This window comes from Amycolatopsis sp. cg13, assembly GCF_041346965.1.
GTDB lineage: Bacteria > Actinomycetota > Actinomycetes > Mycobacteriales > Pseudonocardiaceae > Amycolatopsis.
The window spans coordinates 2,677,717-2,695,956 of sequence record NZ_CP166848.1 but is presented as its reverse complement, the minus strand read 5'-3'; the positions used below and the strand labels follow the sequence as shown (position 1 = coordinate 2,695,956).

17 protein-coding genes are annotated in these 18,240 nt (G+C 68.4%); 11 read left to right on the top strand and 6 right to left on the bottom strand.

Features of this window, described 5'->3' with window-relative positions; all coding sequences use genetic code 11:
• The first annotated feature begins 34 nt into the window (after positions 1-34).
• Positions 35-1,429 carry an MFS transporter gene (locus AB5I40_RS12080; RefSeq protein ID WP_370938581.1) on the top strand — a complete coding sequence of 465 codons (1,395 nt, stop codon included), beginning with the start codon at positions 35-37 and terminating at the stop codon, positions 1,427-1,429.
• Positions 1,430-1,481: 52 nt separating this feature from the next.
• Here the strand turns inward: AB5I40_RS12080 and AB5I40_RS12075 are convergent, their stop codons facing one another.
• The 3 genes from AB5I40_RS12075 to AB5I40_RS12065 are packed head-to-tail and all read right to left on the bottom strand — an operon-like array spanning position 1,482 to position 3,615.
• A complete protein-coding gene (locus AB5I40_RS12075; protein WP_370938580.1) occupies positions 1,482-1,904 on the bottom strand; it encodes a DUF2871 domain-containing protein in 423 nt (140 codons plus the stop codon).
• Positions 1,901-2,599 (bottom strand): ABC transporter ATP-binding protein, encoded by a 699-nt coding sequence (locus AB5I40_RS12070; RefSeq protein ID WP_370938578.1) that lies wholly within the window; start codon positions 2,597-2,599, stop codon positions 1,901-1,903. The genes AB5I40_RS12075 and AB5I40_RS12070 overlap by 4 nt, the downstream gene beginning before the upstream one ends.
• Positions 2,599-3,615 (bottom strand): ABC transporter permease, encoded by a 1,017-nt coding sequence (locus AB5I40_RS12065; protein ID WP_370938576.1) that lies wholly within the window; start codon positions 3,613-3,615, stop codon positions 2,599-2,601. Before AB5I40_RS12065 ends, AB5I40_RS12070 begins: the two co-directional genes overlap by 1 nt.
• 168 nt (positions 3,616-3,783) lie before the next feature.
• Here AB5I40_RS12065 and AB5I40_RS12060 point away from each other — a divergent pair, with 168 nt between their 5' ends.
• From AB5I40_RS12060 to AB5I40_RS12030, 7 genes are all read left to right on the top strand, one after another.
• A complete protein-coding gene (locus tag AB5I40_RS12060) occupies positions 3,784-4,959 on the top strand; it encodes a sensor histidine kinase (protein ID WP_370938575.1) in 1,176 nt (391 codons plus the stop codon).
• The gene (locus AB5I40_RS12055) at positions 4,956-5,573 is read left to right on the top strand and encodes a response regulator (protein ID WP_370938573.1); all 618 of its coding nucleotides are present in this window, start codon (positions 4,956-4,958) and stop codon (positions 5,571-5,573) included. Before AB5I40_RS12060 ends, AB5I40_RS12055 begins: the two co-directional genes overlap by 4 nt.
• A 237-nt stretch (positions 5,574-5,810) precedes the next feature.
• A complete protein-coding gene (locus AB5I40_RS12050; protein ID WP_370938572.1) occupies positions 5,811-6,959 on the top strand; it encodes a cation:proton antiporter in 1,149 nt (382 codons plus the stop codon).
• Complete coding sequence (locus AB5I40_RS12045; protein ID WP_370938571.1) at positions 6,956-7,333, top strand: hypothetical protein; 378 nt, start codon at positions 6,956-6,958, stop codon at positions 7,331-7,333. The genes AB5I40_RS12050 and AB5I40_RS12045 overlap by 4 nt, the downstream gene beginning before the upstream one ends.
• 103 nt (positions 7,334-7,436) lie before the next feature.
• Entirely contained in the window at positions 7,437-8,393 is a 957-nt protein-coding gene (locus AB5I40_RS12040; protein ID WP_370938570.1) for a hypothetical protein, read from the top strand.
• 143 nt (positions 8,394-8,536) lie between these two features.
• The gene (locus tag AB5I40_RS12035; RefSeq protein WP_370940499.1) at positions 8,537-9,133 is read left to right on the top strand and encodes a GNAT family N-acetyltransferase; all 597 of its coding nucleotides are present in this window, start codon (positions 8,537-8,539) and stop codon (positions 9,131-9,133) included.
• A 49-nt stretch (positions 9,134-9,182) separates the two neighbouring features.
• Positions 9,183-9,554 (top strand): VOC family protein, encoded by a 372-nt coding sequence (locus AB5I40_RS12030; RefSeq protein WP_370938569.1) that lies wholly within the window; start codon positions 9,183-9,185, stop codon positions 9,552-9,554.
• Here AB5I40_RS12030 and AB5I40_RS12025 read toward each other — a convergent pair.
• Together AB5I40_RS12025 and AB5I40_RS12020 are read right to left on the bottom strand one after the other, a co-directional pair.
• Positions 9,443-10,687 (bottom strand): cytochrome P450, encoded by a 1,245-nt coding sequence (locus AB5I40_RS12025; RefSeq protein ID WP_370938567.1) that lies wholly within the window; start codon positions 10,685-10,687, stop codon positions 9,443-9,445. The genes AB5I40_RS12030 and AB5I40_RS12025 overlap by 112 nt on opposite strands.
• A 233-nt stretch (positions 10,688-10,920) precedes the next feature.
• On the bottom strand, positions 10,921-11,457 hold the full coding sequence (locus AB5I40_RS12020; protein WP_370938566.1) for a helix-turn-helix domain-containing protein: 537 nt from the start codon (positions 11,455-11,457) through the stop codon (positions 10,921-10,923).
• Positions 11,458-11,523: 66 nt separating this feature from the next.
• On the opposite strand from AB5I40_RS12020, the gene AB5I40_RS12015 reads away from it, so the two are divergent.
• The 3 genes from AB5I40_RS12015 (at position 11,524) to AB5I40_RS12005 (ending at position 14,932) form a co-directional block, all read left to right on the top strand.
• Complete coding sequence (locus AB5I40_RS12015; RefSeq protein WP_370938564.1) at positions 11,524-12,867, top strand: M20/M25/M40 family metallo-hydrolase; 1,344 nt, start codon at positions 11,524-11,526, stop codon at positions 12,865-12,867.
• 91 nt (positions 12,868-12,958) lie between these two features.
• Positions 12,959-14,257 carry an MFS transporter gene (locus AB5I40_RS12010; RefSeq protein WP_370938562.1) on the top strand — a complete coding sequence of 433 codons (1,299 nt, stop codon included), beginning with the start codon at positions 12,959-12,961 and terminating at the stop codon, positions 14,255-14,257.
• Positions 14,258-14,371: 114 nt separating this feature from the next.
• On the top strand, positions 14,372-14,932 hold the full coding sequence (locus tag AB5I40_RS12005) for a hypothetical protein (protein WP_370938561.1): 561 nt from the start codon (positions 14,372-14,374) through the stop codon (positions 14,930-14,932).
• A gap of 41 nt (positions 14,933-14,973) precedes the next feature.
• Here AB5I40_RS12005 and AB5I40_RS12000 read toward each other — a convergent pair whose 3' ends face one another.
• Positions 14,974-17,943, bottom strand: coding sequence for a right-handed parallel beta-helix repeat-containing protein (locus AB5I40_RS12000; protein ID WP_370938560.1), 2,970 nt, complete (start codon positions 17,941-17,943; stop codon positions 14,974-14,976).
• Between the last annotated feature and the right edge of the window lie 297 nt (positions 17,944-18,240).

Below are 18,240 nucleotides of genomic sequence, written 5' to 3'. Positions count from 1 at the left end.
GCCGTGCTGCCGTTCACCTTGAAGGGAAAGAGAAATGACTACCGCACAAGAAACCCGGCCGAACACGCTCCGCTGGTGGGCGCTCGGACTGATCGCCCTGGCCCAGTTCATGGTGATCATGGATACTTCGATCATCGGCGTCGCGCTGCCGCGCATGCGGGACGCCCTCGGATTCACGCCCAGCACGCTGTCCTGGGTCTTCAACGCCTACGTGATCGCCTTCGGCGGCCTGCTGCTGCTCGGCGGGCGACTATCGGATTTGTTCGGCGCCAGAAAGCTTTTCGCCGCCGGATGGGCGATTCTGCTGGCTGGTTCGGTGCTCGCCGGAGCGGCCGGCAACGTTCCGGTCGAACTCGCCGGCCGGATCGTGCAGGGCGCGGGAGCCGCGCTCATCGCCCCTTCCGCGCTGACGCTGTTGATGATGCTTTTCGGCAGCAACCCGAAGGAACTCACGAAAGCCCTTGCGCTGTATGGCGCGGCGGCACCGGCGGGCGGTACCGCTGGGGTGTTCCTCGGCGGCGTGATCACGGAGTACCTGTCGTGGCCGTGGGTGTTCTACCTCAACGTGCCCATCGCGGTGCTCGCGCTGTTCGCCACCCGCGCCGTCCTGCCTGGGGGAGCGGCCGGAACCCGTGGCACGGTTGACGTTTTCGGCGCGCTGACCGTCACGCTCGGCCTGGGGACGCTGGTGTACGGGATCGTCCGTGCTCCGGAAGCGGGCTGGGCGGCCACCTGGATCGCGCTCGGCGCCGGTCTCGCGCTGCTCGCGGTTTTCGTTGTCCGGCAGGCGAAAGCCCGCACTCCGCTGATGCGGCTGTCGATCTTCCGTGCCCCGCGGCTCGGCGCGGCTAACCTGGCGCAGGTTTTCCTTGGCGCGGCGTGGATTCCGATGTGGTTCTTCCTGAACCTCTACCTGCAGCAGGTGCTCGGCTTCCGGGCCTTCCCGGCGGGTGCCGCGCTGCTGCCGATGACCGCGCTGATCATGCTGGGCATGATCGCCTTGGCCCCGCGAGTGATCGGGCGGTTCGGTTCGAAGCCGCCGATCGTCGCCGGGCTGCTGTTGCTGGCGGCCGGGCTGGGCTGGCTCGCGCTGGTGCGGGCGGACGGCACCTTCTGGGTGGACGTCCTGCCCGCCTCGCTCGTCGCGGCGCTGGGGATGTCGCTGGCGTTCATCCCGTCGCTCAGCACGGCGATTTCCGCGGCCCGGCCGGAGGAAGGCGGGCTCGCGTCGGGGATCGTGAACACCGGCTACCAGGTGGGCTCGGCGTTGGGGCTGGCCGTGATGACCGCCCTGGCGGCCGCTTCCGGCGCGGGTGCGCTCGGTGACCCGGCGGCGTTGACGAACGGCTACTCGGTCGCGTTCGCAGGCTCGGCCGTGATCGCCCTGGTGGGTGCTGGCCTAGCGGCTGTGACCTTCCGCCGCCGGTAAAGCCGTGAGGGGAACCCTGAGGGAATCTGATTCCCTCAGGGTTCCCCTCACGTCACGCCTTTGACTCGGCGGGCTTCCAGATGCGGGCGTGCAGGCCGACGAACAACAGTACAAACGCGACAGTGAGCAGGATGTGCCCCAGCCCGGCGATTCCGGCGATCGCCGCTCCGGATTCCTTGCCCAGCACGGTGAGCGTGCCGTGCACGACCATCCCGCCGACCGTGACGAGCATCCCGGCGTGGTAGATCCAGAAGAACGGCGCGAACGACCTCGTCGCCGACAGCGTGAACACCTTGTCCAGCACCAGGACGATGAGGAACACGAGCGTGCCGAGCGCGAGCAGGTGGGTGTGCACAATGGACAGCTGGGTGTCGCCGGTGAAGTTCTTCGCCTTGGTCAGCTCGCGGTAGTACAGCCCGCCGAGCAGGCCGAGGATCGTGTAGATCGCGGCGGCCCAGTAGATCTTCTTCGTCATCGGTTCTCCTCGGCTCCGGCCCGGGCCGGCTGGTGGATCCGTCCGTCGACGACCTCGTGCACCGAGTCGACCCCTTCGAGGTGGGAGCGGTCGTGGGTGACCAGTACGGTTGCCGTCGCCTGTTGGTGCGTGATCGTAGTGAGCAGATCGACGACCGCCGCGCCGCGGTCGGAGTCCAGCGCGCTCGTCGGCTCGTCGACCAGCAGCACCGCGGGCTCGTTCATCAAGGCGCGCGCGATGTTCACCCGCTGCTGCTGCCCGCCGGAAAGCCGTCCCGGCCGGTGCGTCGCACGATCGGCGAGCCCGACGGCGTCGAGCAGCTCCTTCGCGCGTTTTGCCGCCGCGCCGCGCGGGGTTCCGCTCAGGTGCGCCATGACTTCCAGCTGTTCCATCGCGGTGAGCGACGCGAGCAGATTCGGTTGCTGGAACACAATCCCGATCTTGGTGCGCCGCAGTTCCGCGAGCGCGGCCCGGTCCAGATCGGTGGTGTCGACGCCGCCGACGACCACGCGGCCGCGATCGGGCCGGATGAGCGTCGCGGCGACGGCCAGCAGGCTCGATTTGCCGGACCCGGACGGTCCGACCACCGCGGCGACGCTCCCGGCGGGCACGTGGAGGTCGACCTGGTCGAGGGCGGTGAGGCGGGAATCGCCGTCGGGGTAGGTGAGGGTGATGCCGGACAGGTGCAGGCTCATCAGTGCGCTCCGGAGGTGAGGGCGGTCAGCGGGTCGACGGAGGTGATGCGGCGGACCGCCAGCGCGGCGCCGAGCACGCCGAGGACCACCAGCACCGCGGCTGGGCCGAGTAGCGTGCCCACGCTGAGCACGAACGGCACCGTTCCCGACGCGACCGCTCCGAGCGCGGCGGCGAGCCCGGTCCCGAGCGCCGTTCCGCCGACCAGCAGTACGACGACCTGGCCGAGCGCGTCCCGGAGCAGGTACTTCGTGGTCGCGCCGAGCGCCTTCAGCACCGCGATGTCACGGCTGCGCTGGATCGTCCAGACGGTGAAGAACGCGCCGATCACCAGCGCGGAGATCACGAACAGGAAGCCGCGCATCAGCTGGAGCGAGCCGTTTTCCGCTGAGTAGGAGCCGATCGCGGACAACGAGTCGTCCTTTGTGACGGTACGGGTGCCGAGGCGTGCGTCCGCTGCCGCGAGGTCGGCGGACTTGTCGGTGGTCACCGCGAGCACTGTCGCGTTTGGACCGACGAGGTGCGTCCACACGACCGGGAGATGGCTGTACGACGCGTCTCCGTTGATGGCGGCCACGGTGACTTTCTGGCCTTGCAGGGTGAGCTGGTCGCCTTCGTGCGCCTTCAACGCGTCCGCCGCACCCGTGGACAACACGACCGTGCCCGGGCTTTGATTTTGGACCCCGAACGCCGCCAGCGTCGCGGTACGCTCGCCGACCGCCGCGCTGGCCGTGCTGATCGCGATCGGCTCCGCGCTGGTCACCCCCGGAACACGGGCGTACTGGCCGGCCTGTTCTCGAGTCACTGTGGACTGTCCAAACGAGAGCGATCCGCTGCCGGGTTCGGCGAAGACCAGATGGTCGGCCTTCAACCCGGTGATCGCGGACGTGCTCTGCGCGGCCAGCCCCGCGGTGAGTCCGGACAGCAGCCCGACCAGCAACGTCATCAGCACGACGACGGTCCCCATCAGCGCGAACCGCCCCTTGGCGAAGCGCAGATCCCGCCACGCGACGAACATGTGCGTACCTTCCTTCTCGGTGTGCCTTCCAGCCTCGTCCTGAGTGGACGCGGGGACATCGCGCCGCGGATGGCCTCCCCGGAATCGATGGACGCACTCGCCGCTCAACCTTTCGATTGATGCGGATTCCCGGCGGAGCACGGACAATCGACCGCAGGAGGATTTTTGGTGAACCCGCACACCCTCGACCGGCCGTTGCGCGTGCTGCGCGTCTGCCTGCACCTCCTGCTGGCCGGGCTCTTGGTGCTCGCCGTCGCGCGCGCGTTCTCCGACGGCGCGGCGAACGCGCCCGCGGTGCTCGCGGGCGCGCTGGTGATGGGCGGCGTCTACACCGCGGGCCCGCTGCTGCCCCGCGTCGGCCGGTTGCCGGTCGCGACCGCCGGATGGCTGGCCGTGCTGGGCGTCGCGTGGCTAGTGCTGCTGTGGCTCACGCCGGACGGGGTGTGGCTGGCTTTCCCGCTGTACTTCCTGCAAATGCACCTGCTGCCGACCCGCTGGGGCCCGGCCGTCGTCGCGCTCACCACGGTCCTCGCGATCGCCGGTTTCACGCGCCACCAAGGCGGATTCAGCGTCGGCGTGATCATCGGCCCAGCGTTGGGTGCCGCGGTCGCGATCGCCACCGTGCTCGGCTACCAGGCGCTCTACCGCGAAAGCGAACAGCGGCGGCACCTCATCGAGGAACTGCGCGAGACCCGCAACGACCTCGCCGCGATGGAACACTCCGCAGGCGTCCTGGCCGAACGCGAACGCCTCGCCCGGGAAATCCACGACACCCTCGCGCAGGGCCTTTCGAGCATCCACCTGCTGCTCCGCGCCGCCGAACGAGCCCTGCCCGAGCGTCCCGACGCCGCCGTCCCGCACGTGACGCAGGCCCGGCAAGCCGCCCAAGACAACCTCACCGAAGCCCGCCGCCTCGTCTACGCACTGGCTCCCGTTGAGCTGGAAGGCGCTTCCCTGCCCGCCGCCCTGGAACGCCTCTGCACGACCACGGCGCAGCGTTCCGGCCTGACCGTCCACTTCCACCTCAGCGGCACCCCGTTCGACGTGCCGACCGCATACGAGGTCGCCTTGCTGCGCATCGCCCAGTCCGCGTTGGCCAACACTGTCCTGCATGCCGCAGCCAGCCGCGCCGAGTTGACCTTGAGCTATATGGACACGAGCGTCACCCTGGACGCTGTGGACGACGGCATCGGCTTCGACCCGCAAGAAGTACGCGGCGGCAGCGGCTTCGGCCTGCCCGCGATGCGCGCCCGCGCCCGGTCTCTCGGTGGCTCGTGGACAGTGGAATCCTCCCCGGGCAACGGCACCGCGTTAGCCGTCAGCTTCCCCGTGGACCCGCGATGATCCGCCTCCTGCTGGCCGACGACCACCCCGTGGTCCGCGCCGGTTTGCGCGCCGTCCTGGAGACCGAGCCGGACCTGGAAGTGGTCGCCGAAGCCTCCTCCGCCGAGGAAGCCGTGCGCTTGGCTGCCGAGGTGGACGTCGTGCTGATGGACCTGCAATTCGGCTCCGGAATGCACGGCTCCGAAGCCACTGCGGCGATTACTGCTTCGCCGGACGCGCCGAAAGTCCTGGTCCTGACGACGTACGACACCGACGGCGACATCCTGGCCGCCATCGAAGCAGGTGCGACCGGGTATTTGCTGAAGGACGCCCCGCCGGAGGACCTCGCCGCCGCAGTGCGGAACGCGGCCACTGGACAGACCGTCCTGGCTCCCGCGGTCGCGCATCGGCTGATGACCCGCATGCGCACTCCCGCGGCCGCTTTGTCGCCCCGGGAGATCGAGGTGCTGGGTCTGGTCGCGGACGGGTTGTCGAATCTGGAGATCAGCAAACGGCTGTTTTTGAGCCAGGCGACGGTGAAATCGCATCTGGTGCACATTTACACGAAACTCGGGGTGGATTCCCGGACCGCGGCGGTGGCGGCGGGGAAGGAACAGGGATTGATCCGCCGCTGACGGTTCGCGGCCGGGGTTTCAGCGGTGTGCGCGGAGTCGCCGCCTCAGGTGCCGTGAGGGGAACCCTCAGGGAATCAGGGTACGTGAGGGTTCCCCTCACGTACCGCAAGCCTGGCTCCCGGGCCCGCTGGCCGCTTCGTGCGGCGGGGTTCTCGCACCGCATCCAGGTGACGGGAGTAGTCCGGGCCGCCGGAGCGGGCGACAATACCCAAGGCCCACCGGGGAGGAGGCGCGCTGATGACCCTGTTCGCGATGGCCGTAGTCCTCCTCGCCGGGCTGGCCGGACCGCTCCTGGCCACCCCGAAACGCGCCCGCATCCCCATCGTCGTCGGCGAGATTCTGCTCGGAGTGGCAGTCGGCCGCACCGGGCTCGGCTGGGTGAAGGCCGACGACCCGATCCTCTCGTACGTAGCCTCCGCCGGGTTCGCGCTGGTGATGCTGGTGGCAGGCAGTCACGTGCCGTTGCGGGATGCGGCGTTGCGGGTCGCCGCCGGGCGCGGGGCGCTGTTGGCCGCGTTGGTGGGCGTGTTGTCCGTGCCTGCCGGGTTTGGCGTGGCGGCGCTCGTCGGCACCGGGCACGGGCTGCTGTACGCCGTGCTCCTCGCGTCCAGTTCCGCGGCGCTCGTGATGCCGGTGCTGGACGAAACGAAACTCGCCACACCGCCCGCGCTCGCCTTGATCGTGCAGGTCGCGATCGCGGACACGGCGTGCATCGTGGCGCTTCCGCTGGCCGCCGCGCCGGAAAAGGCCGGGCGGGCGGCGCTGGGGGCGCTCGCGGTCATCGCGGCCGGAGCGGTGTGGTTCGTGGTGCTGCGCTGGCTGCAAGCCCGCGGCCTCGTCGACAAAGCGCACGATCTCAGCAAGTCCCGGCACTTCGGCCTCGAGCTCCGGATCGCGTTGATTGTCCTTTTCGGACTCGCGGGGCTGGCTCAGCTGGTCGGGGTGTCGGTGATGCTGGCGGGGTTCGTCGCCGGGCTCGCGCTGGCCGCGGTGGGGGAGCCGCGGCGGCTCGCGCGGCAGCTGTTCGCGGTGACGGACGGGTTTCTCGGGCCGGTGTTTTTCGTGTGGCTGGGGGCATCGCTCGATTTGCGTGCGCTCGGCCAGCATCCGGTGATGCTCGTGCTGGCGGTGCTGATCGCGGCCGGTTCGGTCGTGGTCCACGGTGCGACGCGGCTGCTGGGCCAGCCGTTGCCGCTGGCTGTGCTCGCGGGCGCGCAGCTGGGCGTGCCGGTCGCGGCGGTCACGATCGGCACGCGCGAACAATTGCTCGCTCCGGGCGAGGGCGGGGCGATTCTCGCCGCGGCGCTCATCAGCGTCGCGGTGACCGCTTGGGCCGCATCCCGTGCGGTCAAAGAACGAACCGACGAATCGAGGGAGGCGTCATGAAAGAGCACTGGAAAGACGAACCGGACGATCACGATTATCCGGCAGCATTCGACTATCTCACCCTGATCGCGGCCGAGGAGATCGCGACGAAGCTGGTCGATCAGCTGAAGGAAGCGGACCTGACGCACCGCAAAGCCAAGGACATCCTCCGCGCGAGCAGATTGAAGCTCCTGCCCGAGGACAACGCGCACGTCGCCAAGGACCTCGACAAGGTCAAGGACGGCAAGGCGCTCTCGCCGGTCCTGCTCGTCCGCGGCCACGGCCACCCCGGTTTCGCGACCGCCGAAGACCTGGTGATCGCGGACGGTTACCACCGCGTGTGCGCTTCGTATCACCTCGACGAAAATGCCGACATTCCGTGCAAATTGATTTAATGCCCGGCCTGGATTCCGAAATGATTGCGAAGGCCCGCCGGTCGTAACGCCTGCTCCCGGCTGTCGATCTTTCGATGCGAGATCGACGAGACAGGCGGAGCGAGTGGACGACCACAACATCGAAAGCCACCCGGACCTGATGGATCCGGATTGGCAGCGGCATGCCGAGAAAGAAGCCTGGACCGGCCTGCGCCGCGACCGGCGACGGGCGCGGCGGCGCAGGCTGGTGACCATCGTGGCCGCGGTGGTGATCGTCGTGGCGGCGGCCGGGTTTTACCTGTGGAAGCAGGGGACGGCCCCGGAGGAGATCGCCGGGAGCAGCCCGGCCGTGCTCACGCCGACCACCACCGCGCCCGCGCCGACCGACCTTCCCGACTCCGGGCACGTCGACCTGCGGCGGCCGTTCGACAACACGCCGGCGCAGAACTGGCCCGAGGGCATCGCCGGGCTGACCGTCCCGGCTCCGGCGAAGGTCGACTCGTTCTCCGCGAAGCAGGTCGGCGACGCGCAGGAACAGGTCAAGCACGCGGTCGAGGTCGCGCAGTTCGACAAGGACGTCCTGGAGGGGCACCACCCGGACGGCTACATCGGGCTGTTCGCGCCGGACTCCCGGGCGGATCTCCACGCCAACCCGCAGGAATACCTGATCTACCTCGAGGACGGTTACCACCTGCTGCCCGTGCAGCCGAGGATGACGGGGAAGATGACCGTGCGGCCGGGCAAAGCCGGGGAGTTGGACCTGCACGTCTCGTACGTGGTGGCTTACGCCTTCGACCCCGGCAGCCACGTGATCGAGGGCCCGGCCGACCTGGAGCCGTTCGTACGGACCGACGACGACTACGTCATGCGCAGCGGCACGGGCTGGGCACCCGGCAGCCGCGGCCTGTGGCTGGACGAGTCCGGCGGGTACACCACCGCCGCGTCATGCGTCGCCGCCAAGAAGCGCCTGCTCGCTCCCGCGTTCGCCGATCCGTACTTCACCGGTCCCTCGGTGACGCCGGAGCCGGGGCAGTTCGATCCGAACAAACCCGTTCCGACGAAGGGAAACTGCGAAGAGTGACAGGTCCCGGAACCGATCGGGGATTCTCCTGACAGCCGCCGGAGCCCGGACCGGTACCATCACTCCCGATGATCACGAATGTGTCTCGGCGGTCCGGGTCCGGCGCCGTCGCCCCGTGGCGGGTCGACGAGGTCGGGCGGAAAGTGCGGCTGCGCGAGGTCCGCCCCGGCGACCAGCGCACCCTCGCCGGATTCGACCGGGACTCCGTGCGCGTCCGGGATCCCCAGGTCGGCGGCTACCGGCACTGGGCGACGCACCGCGGGCACGCCTCGCCGGACGGGTTCCACTTCGCGATCGAGACGCTGCACAACCGGACGCTGGTCGGCTCCGTCTGGGTCGAAACGGACCCGTACTCCGGCCGGTTCAGCTACGGCGTCGGGATCGGCCCGCAGCACCGCCGCTGCGGTTACGCCGCCGACGCCGTCGCGCTGCTGCTGGCGTTCATGTTCGAGCGGTGCCGGTACCGGGCGTGCGAGGTGAGCGTCAACGGGAGCAACTTCGCGTCGTTGTCGCTGCACGGCGAGCTGGGCTTTCGCGAGGCGGCGCGGCTCCGCGACGAGGAGTTGCTGCGCGGGGAGATCAAATACCCGGTCCTGATGAGCATCACCGCCGAGCAGTTCGCCGCGCGAAACCTGGCGCTGGCGGCTCGCGGCTCCGGCCGGTCGTCGTCGCGCGGACGGCATTGGCGAGTCCAGCGCCCCGGACGGCACCGCCGCATCGCCTACTCCGCCGGCAGCTAGCTCTCATTTCTCCAAGCCCCCCAGCGCACCGATCTGCGACGCTGACCGGGTGATCAACCGCATCATCGCCTACGTCGAAGGCTCCGACGACGCCGCGACCCGCGACTTCTACGTCAACGTGCTCGGACTCGACGTCGCCATGGACGATCCCGTTCTTGGCCTCCGCAGCGGCGACGACCCGGCCGCCCAGGTGCTCGTCCTTCCGCCCGGCAGCACCGATCCCTTGCCGCGATTGGGTATTGACCTCGGCGAACCCGAGGCGGTCGAGCGAGCCCACGCCGAAGCGGTCCGGCGCGGGCTGCGCGTCGTCTATCCGCTCACCGACGAATCCTGGGGCGTGCGGCGGTTTTTCGTCGAGGATCCGGGCGGCACCGTCGTCAACGTGCTTGCCCACCTGACGGGCAGTTCGCGCACCGAGTAGAAGATCGCGTTCTCCTTGAACTCCAACCGATCCAGCGGCACAGCCAGCTCCAACGTCGGCACCCGCCGGCGCAACGTGGCGTACGCGATCTCCAGCTCCGCCCTGGCCAGCGGCGCGCCGAGGCAGAGATGCCGTCCGTAGCCGAACGCGACGTGATGGCGCGCGGACCGGCGGATATCGACCCGGTCGGGATCCGGGAAGGCCAGCGGATCCCGGTTCGCGGTGCTCTTCGCCGCGACGATGCCCTCGCCCGCGCGGATCAGCTGCCCGCCGATCTCCAGATCCGCCAACGCCACGCGCCGCGCCTCGGTGTGCGTGATCGACAGGTACCGCAACAGTTCTTCCACCGGATCGGCTGACGCGTCGTGGAACTGCTCGCGGTGCGTCACCAGCACTGCCGTGCCCAACGCGATCATGGCAGCGGTGGTGTCGTGACCTGCCACCAGCAGAAGTTGACCCAGCACGGCGATCTCGTTCGGGGTCATCGCCTCGCGTTGTTCGACGGCGAGCTTGCTCAGCAAATCATCGTCCGGTTTCGCGGCTTTCGCAGCGACGAGGTCCTCCAGATACGCGTTCAGCTCCTCGCTGGCGGCCACCGCGCGCGCCGGGTCGGGGTCGTCCATGACGAGGGTGCGGGCCACGCCCTGGAAGAAATCGCGATCCGCGTAGGGGACGCCGAGCAGTTCGCAGATCACCAGCGAGGGGAGCGGCATCGCGAACGCCTCGACCAGATCGGCCGGGTTCGGTCCGGCGAGCATCCGATCGAGGAGATCGTCGACCAGCTGCTGGATCCGCGGCCGCAGCGCCGCCATTTTCCGGACGGTGAATTCCGGAGCCAGGATGCGTCGCTGCGCGGTGTGCTCCGGAGGATCCATCTGCATCAACGTTTTCATCTGCGCGTCGCGCGCCTTGCTGACCGCATTGGTGTGCGGGAAACCGGGCTGCGCGACGTCGACGCTGACGCGCGGATCCGCGAGCACCGCACGGACATCGGCATACCGGGTGATCAGCCACGGCTCGCTGCCGTCCCACAGCCGCACCCGCGACACCGGTGCCCGGTTCGTCAATCCGGGCGCGGGGGAGAAGGGGCAGTCCGCCGCCCTCGCCATCGGGAAGGTTTCGCCGTCGGTCATGTGAGCTCCTCACGTTGGGGTTCGGAGCTGAAGCATGGCTTCGCGGGCGGTCCCGGTAATCAGGCAAAACGGACGTGAAGCGCGTCACAATGGGCCGTTCCCCCCGAAAAGTACGTGAGGGGAACCCTGAGGGAATCAGATTCCCTCAGAGTTCCCCTCACGTACTTCGGCATCGTGGCCAGATCCGCTGAGAACCCCGTGCGCTGCTGAAAAACCTCACTCAAGCGGTGCGGTCAGTCCTCGGCGGCCTCGGGCCGTTCGACCACGCTCCACAGGAACGAATGCCTGCGCCCGGTCGGCTCCTCGCGCGCGACGAACTCGTCCAGCAGTGCGTCCAATCGCGACTGCAGCTCTGCCGCTGCCTCGTCGCTGAGCCGGACCACGCCGCGCCGGGTCTGCTGGATCGACGCGGGGTCGCTTTCGATCATTTCGGCGCGGTGCGCGTCCAAGGTGGCGAGTTCGACGCGGGCGGTCAGCGCGGGATCGCCCGCCTGGTCGAGGTCGAGGTGCCAGGTTCGCCGCGTCGTCCGGTAGGGGCGTTCCCAGGCGCCGAGGTCGCTCCGGCGAGCCGGTTCGGCGACGAGGAATCCGGCTTCCGCGAGCGCGTGCACCCGGCGCAGCACGGTCGCCGGCGACTCTTCGAGCCGCTTCGCCAGCTGCTGGTTCGTCCGCGCGGTGTCCAGGCACAGCCGGAGAATCCGCCAGCTCAGCGGGTGGGCGAGCGCGCGGAGGTCGTCGGCGGTCGCCTGGCGCGGGAGCGGGTCGTCCATTGACAGCAGCTTAGCCGATTTGCTTCGATGGTATCGATATCAGAAAGTGAAATCACTGGAGGTCGGGTGCGCCGCATCGAGTCGTACGTCGAGCAGTACCGGGAGCGGCACGAGGCGGAGCTCGCCGAGTGGATCGGCGTTCCCAGCGTCAGCGCGACCGGCGAGGGCATGGCCGAAGCGGCAGACTTCGCGTGCGCGCTGCTGCGGCGAAGCGGGCTCGAAGCGCGGCAGGTCGAGACCGGCGGCTGGCCGCTGGTGGTGGGGCGCGCGGAAGGTCCGGCGGGCGCTCCGCACGTGGTGATCTACGGCCATTACGACGTGCAACCGGCCGGGCCGCTGGCGGCTTGGGACAGTCCGCCGTTCGAGGCCGCCATCCGCGACGGCCGGATGTACGGGCGCGGCACGGGCGACAACAAGGGGCAGCATCTCGCGCAACTGCTCGCGTTGCGGGCCCTTGCCGAAACCGGCGAACTGCCGTGCAGCGTGACCGTGCTGCTCGACGGCGAGGAAGAGATCGGCAGCCCGAACCTGGAGTCAGCGCTGGCGGGTCTGCGCGACGAATGGAACGCGGACCTGGTGCTGTGGAGCGACGGTCCGGTGCACGACAGCGGCGAGCCGACGGTTAGCCTCGGCGTGCGCGGCGCGGTCCGGTTCGAGATTCGGGTGCAGGGCGCTCCCGCGGCGCTGCATTCGGGAAACTGGGGCGGGGTCGGGCCGAATCCGGCGTGGGAACTGGTGTGGCTGCTGTCGACGATGCGCTCGCCGGAAGGCGAGATCCTGGTCAAGGGAATCGCCGACGGCATGGTCCCGCTGAGCCCGTCGGAACGCGACGCACTGGACGCGCTCCCGGTCGACGTGCCCGCCGCGCTCGCTGAAGTCGGGTTGAACCGGATGGACGTGCCGGAAGGAATCGGCTTCAACGACCGTCTCGCCTTGCCGACCTTTAGCATCAATTCACTGTCCTGTTTGGACGAAGGCGACCATCGCACGGTCATTCCGGCCACGGCGGTCGCCCGCTGCGACATCCGGACGGTCGGCGGCCAGCGCGCCTCGACGGTCATCGAGGCGTTGCGCGCGCACCTCGCCGAACACCTGCCGCACGCTGAATTGCACGTGCCGGGCGGGCTGATGGAAGCGTCGCGGACACTGCCGGAATCGCCTTACGCCCAGGTGGTCACCGACGCGGTCAGCGCTGCTGCCGGACGTCCGGCGCTGCTGGTGCCCGCGATGGGCGGCAGCCTGCCGATCGCCGCGCTGTCCGACGGGCTCGGGCTGCCGTGCTACGGAATCCCGCTGGCGAACGTCGACGAGCACAACCACGGTCCCAACGAGAATTTCGAACTCGCTCGTTTCCACGCCGGGATCACCGCCGCCGCGAACGTCTTGCTCGAATTGGGCAAGCTGCGCTGACTTCCCGCACATGGTTGTTCCGGGCCGCCGTGCTCGGAGCCGCGATTCACCAATGATGCCGAACCGCTGAAGCACTGCCTCGGAGGCGACCATGTCGATTCCCGCCCCGGATTCCCCTGCCACCAGAGAAAATCCACCCGAAGAAGTTCCCTCGCCGCGCTCGTCCCGGATCGTGCTGGCGGCCACGATCGGCAACACCCTGGAATGGTTCAGCCTCGGGGCCTACACATTGTTCGCCGACGTACTGGCGAAACAGTTTTTCCCCGCGACCGATCCGGCGGTCTCGCTGATGCTGGCTTTCGCCAGCGTCGCGGTCGCGTATGTGATCCGTCCGTTCGGCGGGATGATCCTCGGCTCCTACGCCGACCGGGTGGGCCGCAAAGCCGCGCTGGTCGTGTCGATCCGGATCATGGCGGTGGCCTCGCTGCTGATCGCGATCATGCCGAATTACGCGACGATCGGCATCGCGGCCCCGCTCGGGCTGGTGTTCGCCAATCTGCTGCAGGGCTTCTCGGCGGGCGGCGAATTCGGCAGCGCGACGGCGTATCTGGTGGAGAGCAACCGGAAACGCCGCGGGTTCATGGGCAGCTGGGGCGCGGCGAGCCAGGGGCTGAGCACGCTGCTGGGCATCGTGTTCGCGGCGGTGCTGAGCGCCGTGCTCACCGACCAGCAGCTCGGGTCGTGGGGCTGGCGGATCCCGTTCGCGTTCGGCCTGCTGATCGCCCCGATCGGCTACTACCTCCGGCGGCACGTGGAGGAATCGCCCGCGTTCGAGGAGGAGGCCGCCGAGGCTCCGCTGCGGGAGGTGCTGCGCTCGCAGAAGACCCGGATCCTGGTCGCGATGGGCGCGATGGCGGTGTCCACCGCGATCAGCTACCTGATCATCTACATGCCGACCTTCGCCATCCGGAACCTCGGACTGCCCAAATCGCTGGCCTTCACCACGACGATCGTCACCCAGATCGTGCTGACCGTCCTCGCGCCGGTCGCCGGGCGGCTGTCCGACCGGACCGGCCGGATCCCGCTGATGGCGGCGGCCTGTTCGGTGATGCTGCTGGCGATCTTCCCGCTGTTCCTCGCGTTGAACAGCCAGCCGACGTTCGCGGTGATGACCGCCGTGATGGCCGCGATCGGGCTGGTGAAGGTCTGGTACGTCGGCCCGCTGGGCACGATGATGGCCGACGTCTTCCCGACGAGGACCCGCGCGACCGGGCTGTCGGTCAGCTACAACATCACAGCTTCGCTTTTCGGCGGTTTCACGCCGTTGGTGGTGATTTGGCTGATTCAGCTCACCGGGAGCAATTTGGCGCCGAGCTATTACGTGATGGCGCTGGCCGTGCTGAGCCTGAGCGCGCTGGCTTTCGCCCGGCGGCGGCTGAGGGTGCGCTGAACTGTCCTTTGTGGACTTCCATGGCGATTCGAGTGGCGCGCAACCTCTCGGAGGGTTGCGCGTCATTCTCTCCATAGCCGGGCCGCGGAGGCCCGGATTGGGAGGGGATTTGTCATGACTGAGTTGATCATCCGAAGATCGATGCTGGGTGCGGGGGCTCTGGTGCTGATCACTGCGGCGGTGACGGGCTGCACGTCAGGCTCTGCTGACCTGCCGGTGGCTTCGGGCTCTTCGTTGACTCCGACCACGCCGCCGGCCACCTCGATCGCTCCGTCCGCAACACCTGCGACCGCCGCCGCGAGCCATGCCGCCGTGGTTCCGCCCGCGAAACGTCCGGACATTACTTCCCAGTCGTCGCCAACCATCTATCTGTGCGAAGGAAATGCTGTCGCGAAGCCGTCAGAGCTCGCGTTGGCTTGTGCGGACCAGAAAATGGGGCTCGACCGGTTGCGCTGGTCGGGGTGGGGCTCGGCGACCGCGCACGCCACCGGCAGATTCTGGCAGTACGACTGCATTCCTGATTGCGCGTCCGGAAAACTCGTTTCGGTCCCGACCCGGGTGACCGTCAGCGGATTGGCCAACGGTCACTACAGCCGGTTGCGCGTGACCGTGCGGCCGGTGCCCGAGGATCCTCGTGACTACGTCCTGACGAAGGCCGGTCCTGGCGCTGCCTAGGAAAGCGGGTGCCGTGCGCGCACGGCACCCGCTTGAGTCACCTACGGATGCGTCCGGAAAGCATCCACGATCAGGTAACTGCCGTTCTTCATCGTGCCGGTGATCGTGTGCACCCCCGGCTGAAGACCGGAAACTGTCGCCACCGTCGACTGGTATTGCCGGGTCGGCGTCACGAAGCTGACCGTCCGGTAGGGCGCGCCGTCGAGGGTGAGGTCGACGTCGCCCTCGTCGGTGTTGGTTTCGGAAATAATGTCGATTCCCGTTCCGTAGAACGTCAAACTCCACGAATCGCCGACGTTCTGGGTCGCCCAAATGTCGTCGAGGTACGAATTCGCGCCTCCGGCCGAACTGCCGCGCCAGATCCATCCTGACGACGGAGCTCCGGTGTTGGTGTAGACGACGCCAGAGGTGTTGTTGAGGACTTCCGATTCCGTTGTCTTGGCGAGATGCAAGGTGACGTCGGCCTGCCCGCGGCGCACGGTCAGCGTGATCGGCGCACCCGGCGCGAGTTTGTTGTAGCTGAGCCAAAAAGTGTTGCGATCATCAGTGACTGGGGTGCCGTTGACGGCCGTGATGTCGTCACCGGTCTTCAGTCCGTTCTGCGCGGCGTAACTGCCCTGCGGCACCGTGGGGAGGTAGAGGCCGTACGGCTTGGTCAGGCCGAGGGACGACTGGACAGCGAGGGAAGGAATGTTGGTCGCGGTGGCTCCCATCAGCATTTCGGGCTGGACGATCATCCCGTTCGCGGGCCCGCCGGAGCCGGGGCCGTAGGCGAAAACTGCCTTGGGCGGAAGCGGTCCGCCAGCGGAGCCGAAGCCGGTCATCGGGAAGTTGGCGTACCCGAGGCTGACCGCGGGCGAGTCGGCGGCGACGGTGAAGTCGTAGCTGCCGAGCGGGTCGGCTGCGGAGAACTTCGGGTCGGCGACGAGCGAATGCGGATCCATGCCTGCACGCACCCAAGCCGACTGGGTGTTGATCGTGGCGCCGTCGGCGGAAAGCGCCTCGTTGCCGCTGCCGTCAGGATTGACGTAGACCGGGTAGTGGTCGTTCCAGAAGAGGTTCCGGTCGGCGCCGTACTTGGCGGTGACCGGGTTGTTCAGCACGTTGTTGTACGCCTGCGGGCCGAGGGTGATGTTGTGCTCGATGACGTCGCCGCAGTCGGAATGGCTGACCTGCTCGTAGATCGAGCCGTCCACCAGCAGGTTGTTCCGGACGGTGCGCTCGTAGCCGTCGCGCAGTTTGATGCCGCCCTTGAGGATGAGGTTGTCCAGCAGACGGAAGTTGGACGAACCGTCGTCGAGGTCGATGGCCCAGTCGCCGGCGTGCCAGAACCGGTTGTGCTGGATGGTGATCGGCCGGAGGACGTCGAGTTTCATGAGGTGCCGGGCCTGCGCGTCGGTGAGCGCGGTGCCGGTGGAGCCTTCGAAACTCGTGCCCGGTGCGAGGGTGTTGTTGCCGGAACTGGCCCAGAACCGGCCGCGGCCCCAGACGTTGACGGACCCGTTGTCGCCGGTTTCCTCGACGCAGTTGAAGAGGTCGTTGTTCTTGACGTCGTGCCCGCCCCAGGTGCCGTCCTCGATGTTGAGGCACGCGCGCGGACTGTCCGAGATGGTGTTGCCGTCGACCGTCACGTCCGCGCTCATGGAGATGTTGACGCCGGAGGACTGCTTCTCGAACCGGCCCATGTTCTGCATGAGGTTGTCGCGCACGAGGATGTCGCGGGGATAGTCGTCGCTCTTCGGCCCGGGCGCGGTGTCGGTGACGGCGACGTTGTCGTAGTAGTTGGCGGAGTAGTCGCGGACCGCGCTCGGCGAGCCGACGATCTGGACGTCCGTGGCGCCGTCGGACTCGAACTTGTTGTCGCTGATCGTGTTGTGCCGGTTGTAGCTGTCGAGGAAGACGCCGTTGCCGCCGAGCTGGTCGAAGAACGAGCCGGTCACTGAGATGTCAGCGGTGTTCTTCAGAGATACCGCGCCTTGGCGGACCACCGCCCAGTCACCCTTGGCGTCGGCTTCGAACGGGCTGTTGAAGAGCGTGCGGTGTGTCGCGGTGAAGTGCAGCCCGCGCAGGGTGATGTCGTGGACGGGGTTGGCCGCCGACGTCCCGGTCAGCGTGATCAGCTGGTTCTGTTCCGCGGTTTCGACCGTCGCGGCGGAAAGATCGGTGCTCTCCGGCGGGTAGTAGAGCAGCTGGCCGCTCGCCCGGTCGTAGTACCACTCGCCGGGCGCGTCCAGTTCCTCCTTGACGTTCTCGGCCATCGCCGGTCCGATCCGGCCGGGCCCGTTCCCCTTCGTCAGCCCGCAATCCTGCGGCCGGTTGTTGTCGCCGACGTAGTGCAGCGCGAGCCCGTCGCCGGTGCGCCCGCTGACGGTGAACGAGACAGAACCCCAGTCGCCGCAATGCATCGCGCGCACCAGCGCGGTCGACGGGTCCGACCACTTCGCCGATTCCCGCTCGAGGTCGGCCAGCGAGGTCGAGCCCTGGAGGCGGGCGGCGTTCGGGTCGTAATTCGGGTAGCGGGCCAGGATCTGGCGCTGCCCGTTGACGAACAGACCGTCGAAGTCCAGTCCCGCCGGGACGGTCGCGGCCACGATCTTGCTGCCGGGCGCCGTGGGCTGCCAGGCCGGACGCAACGGTCGGCCGCCGCTGATCGTCACGGCCGCGTCGCTCGCCGGTTGCCAGGTCACGGTGTGGCCGTTGCGCCCGGAGTCCTGCGGGCCGAACGCCAGGGGAGCGGCGAGGTAGTAGGTGCCGCCGGCGAGCCGCACCACGATGTCCCGGTGGCTGCCGACGCCGGTGTCGAGCAGGTGCCGAACCCGTTGCTGCGCCTGCGAAAGCGAACACGGCCGCGGCTGAGTGCAGGGATTTCCGGGCGGAGCGTCCGCACCTGGAGCGGCATAAACGGCCATCGGCGGCGGCCCGCTCGCGGCGGCCGGCGGGCCGAGGGCGAGCGTTCCGCCTAACCCGGCGACGGCGGACAGGACGATGCTCAGAAGCCGGCGGTTCGCCATTCAGGTCCTCCTTGACCAGGCATCGCAGGTCCTGAACGCCAGGACATCCGATGTCTAGGAGACTATGCAGGAGGGTGCATCGGCCGTCAAGGAGTTCTCCGGGTGGTATCCGGAAGTGGGGAAGTGGCTATTAATCAAGGAACTTCGGGTGAATCTGCCCGTGCTCGGCGAAGGGTGCAGAGTTTTCGCCTGGTGGGCTTACATCTGATCTTTGGTGGCTGTGCGTGACTCGCTGCTGTGCGCGGAAAGTCCGCCGACGAATTCGGTCGTCCGCTGGCCCGGCGGGTCGCGTTCGAC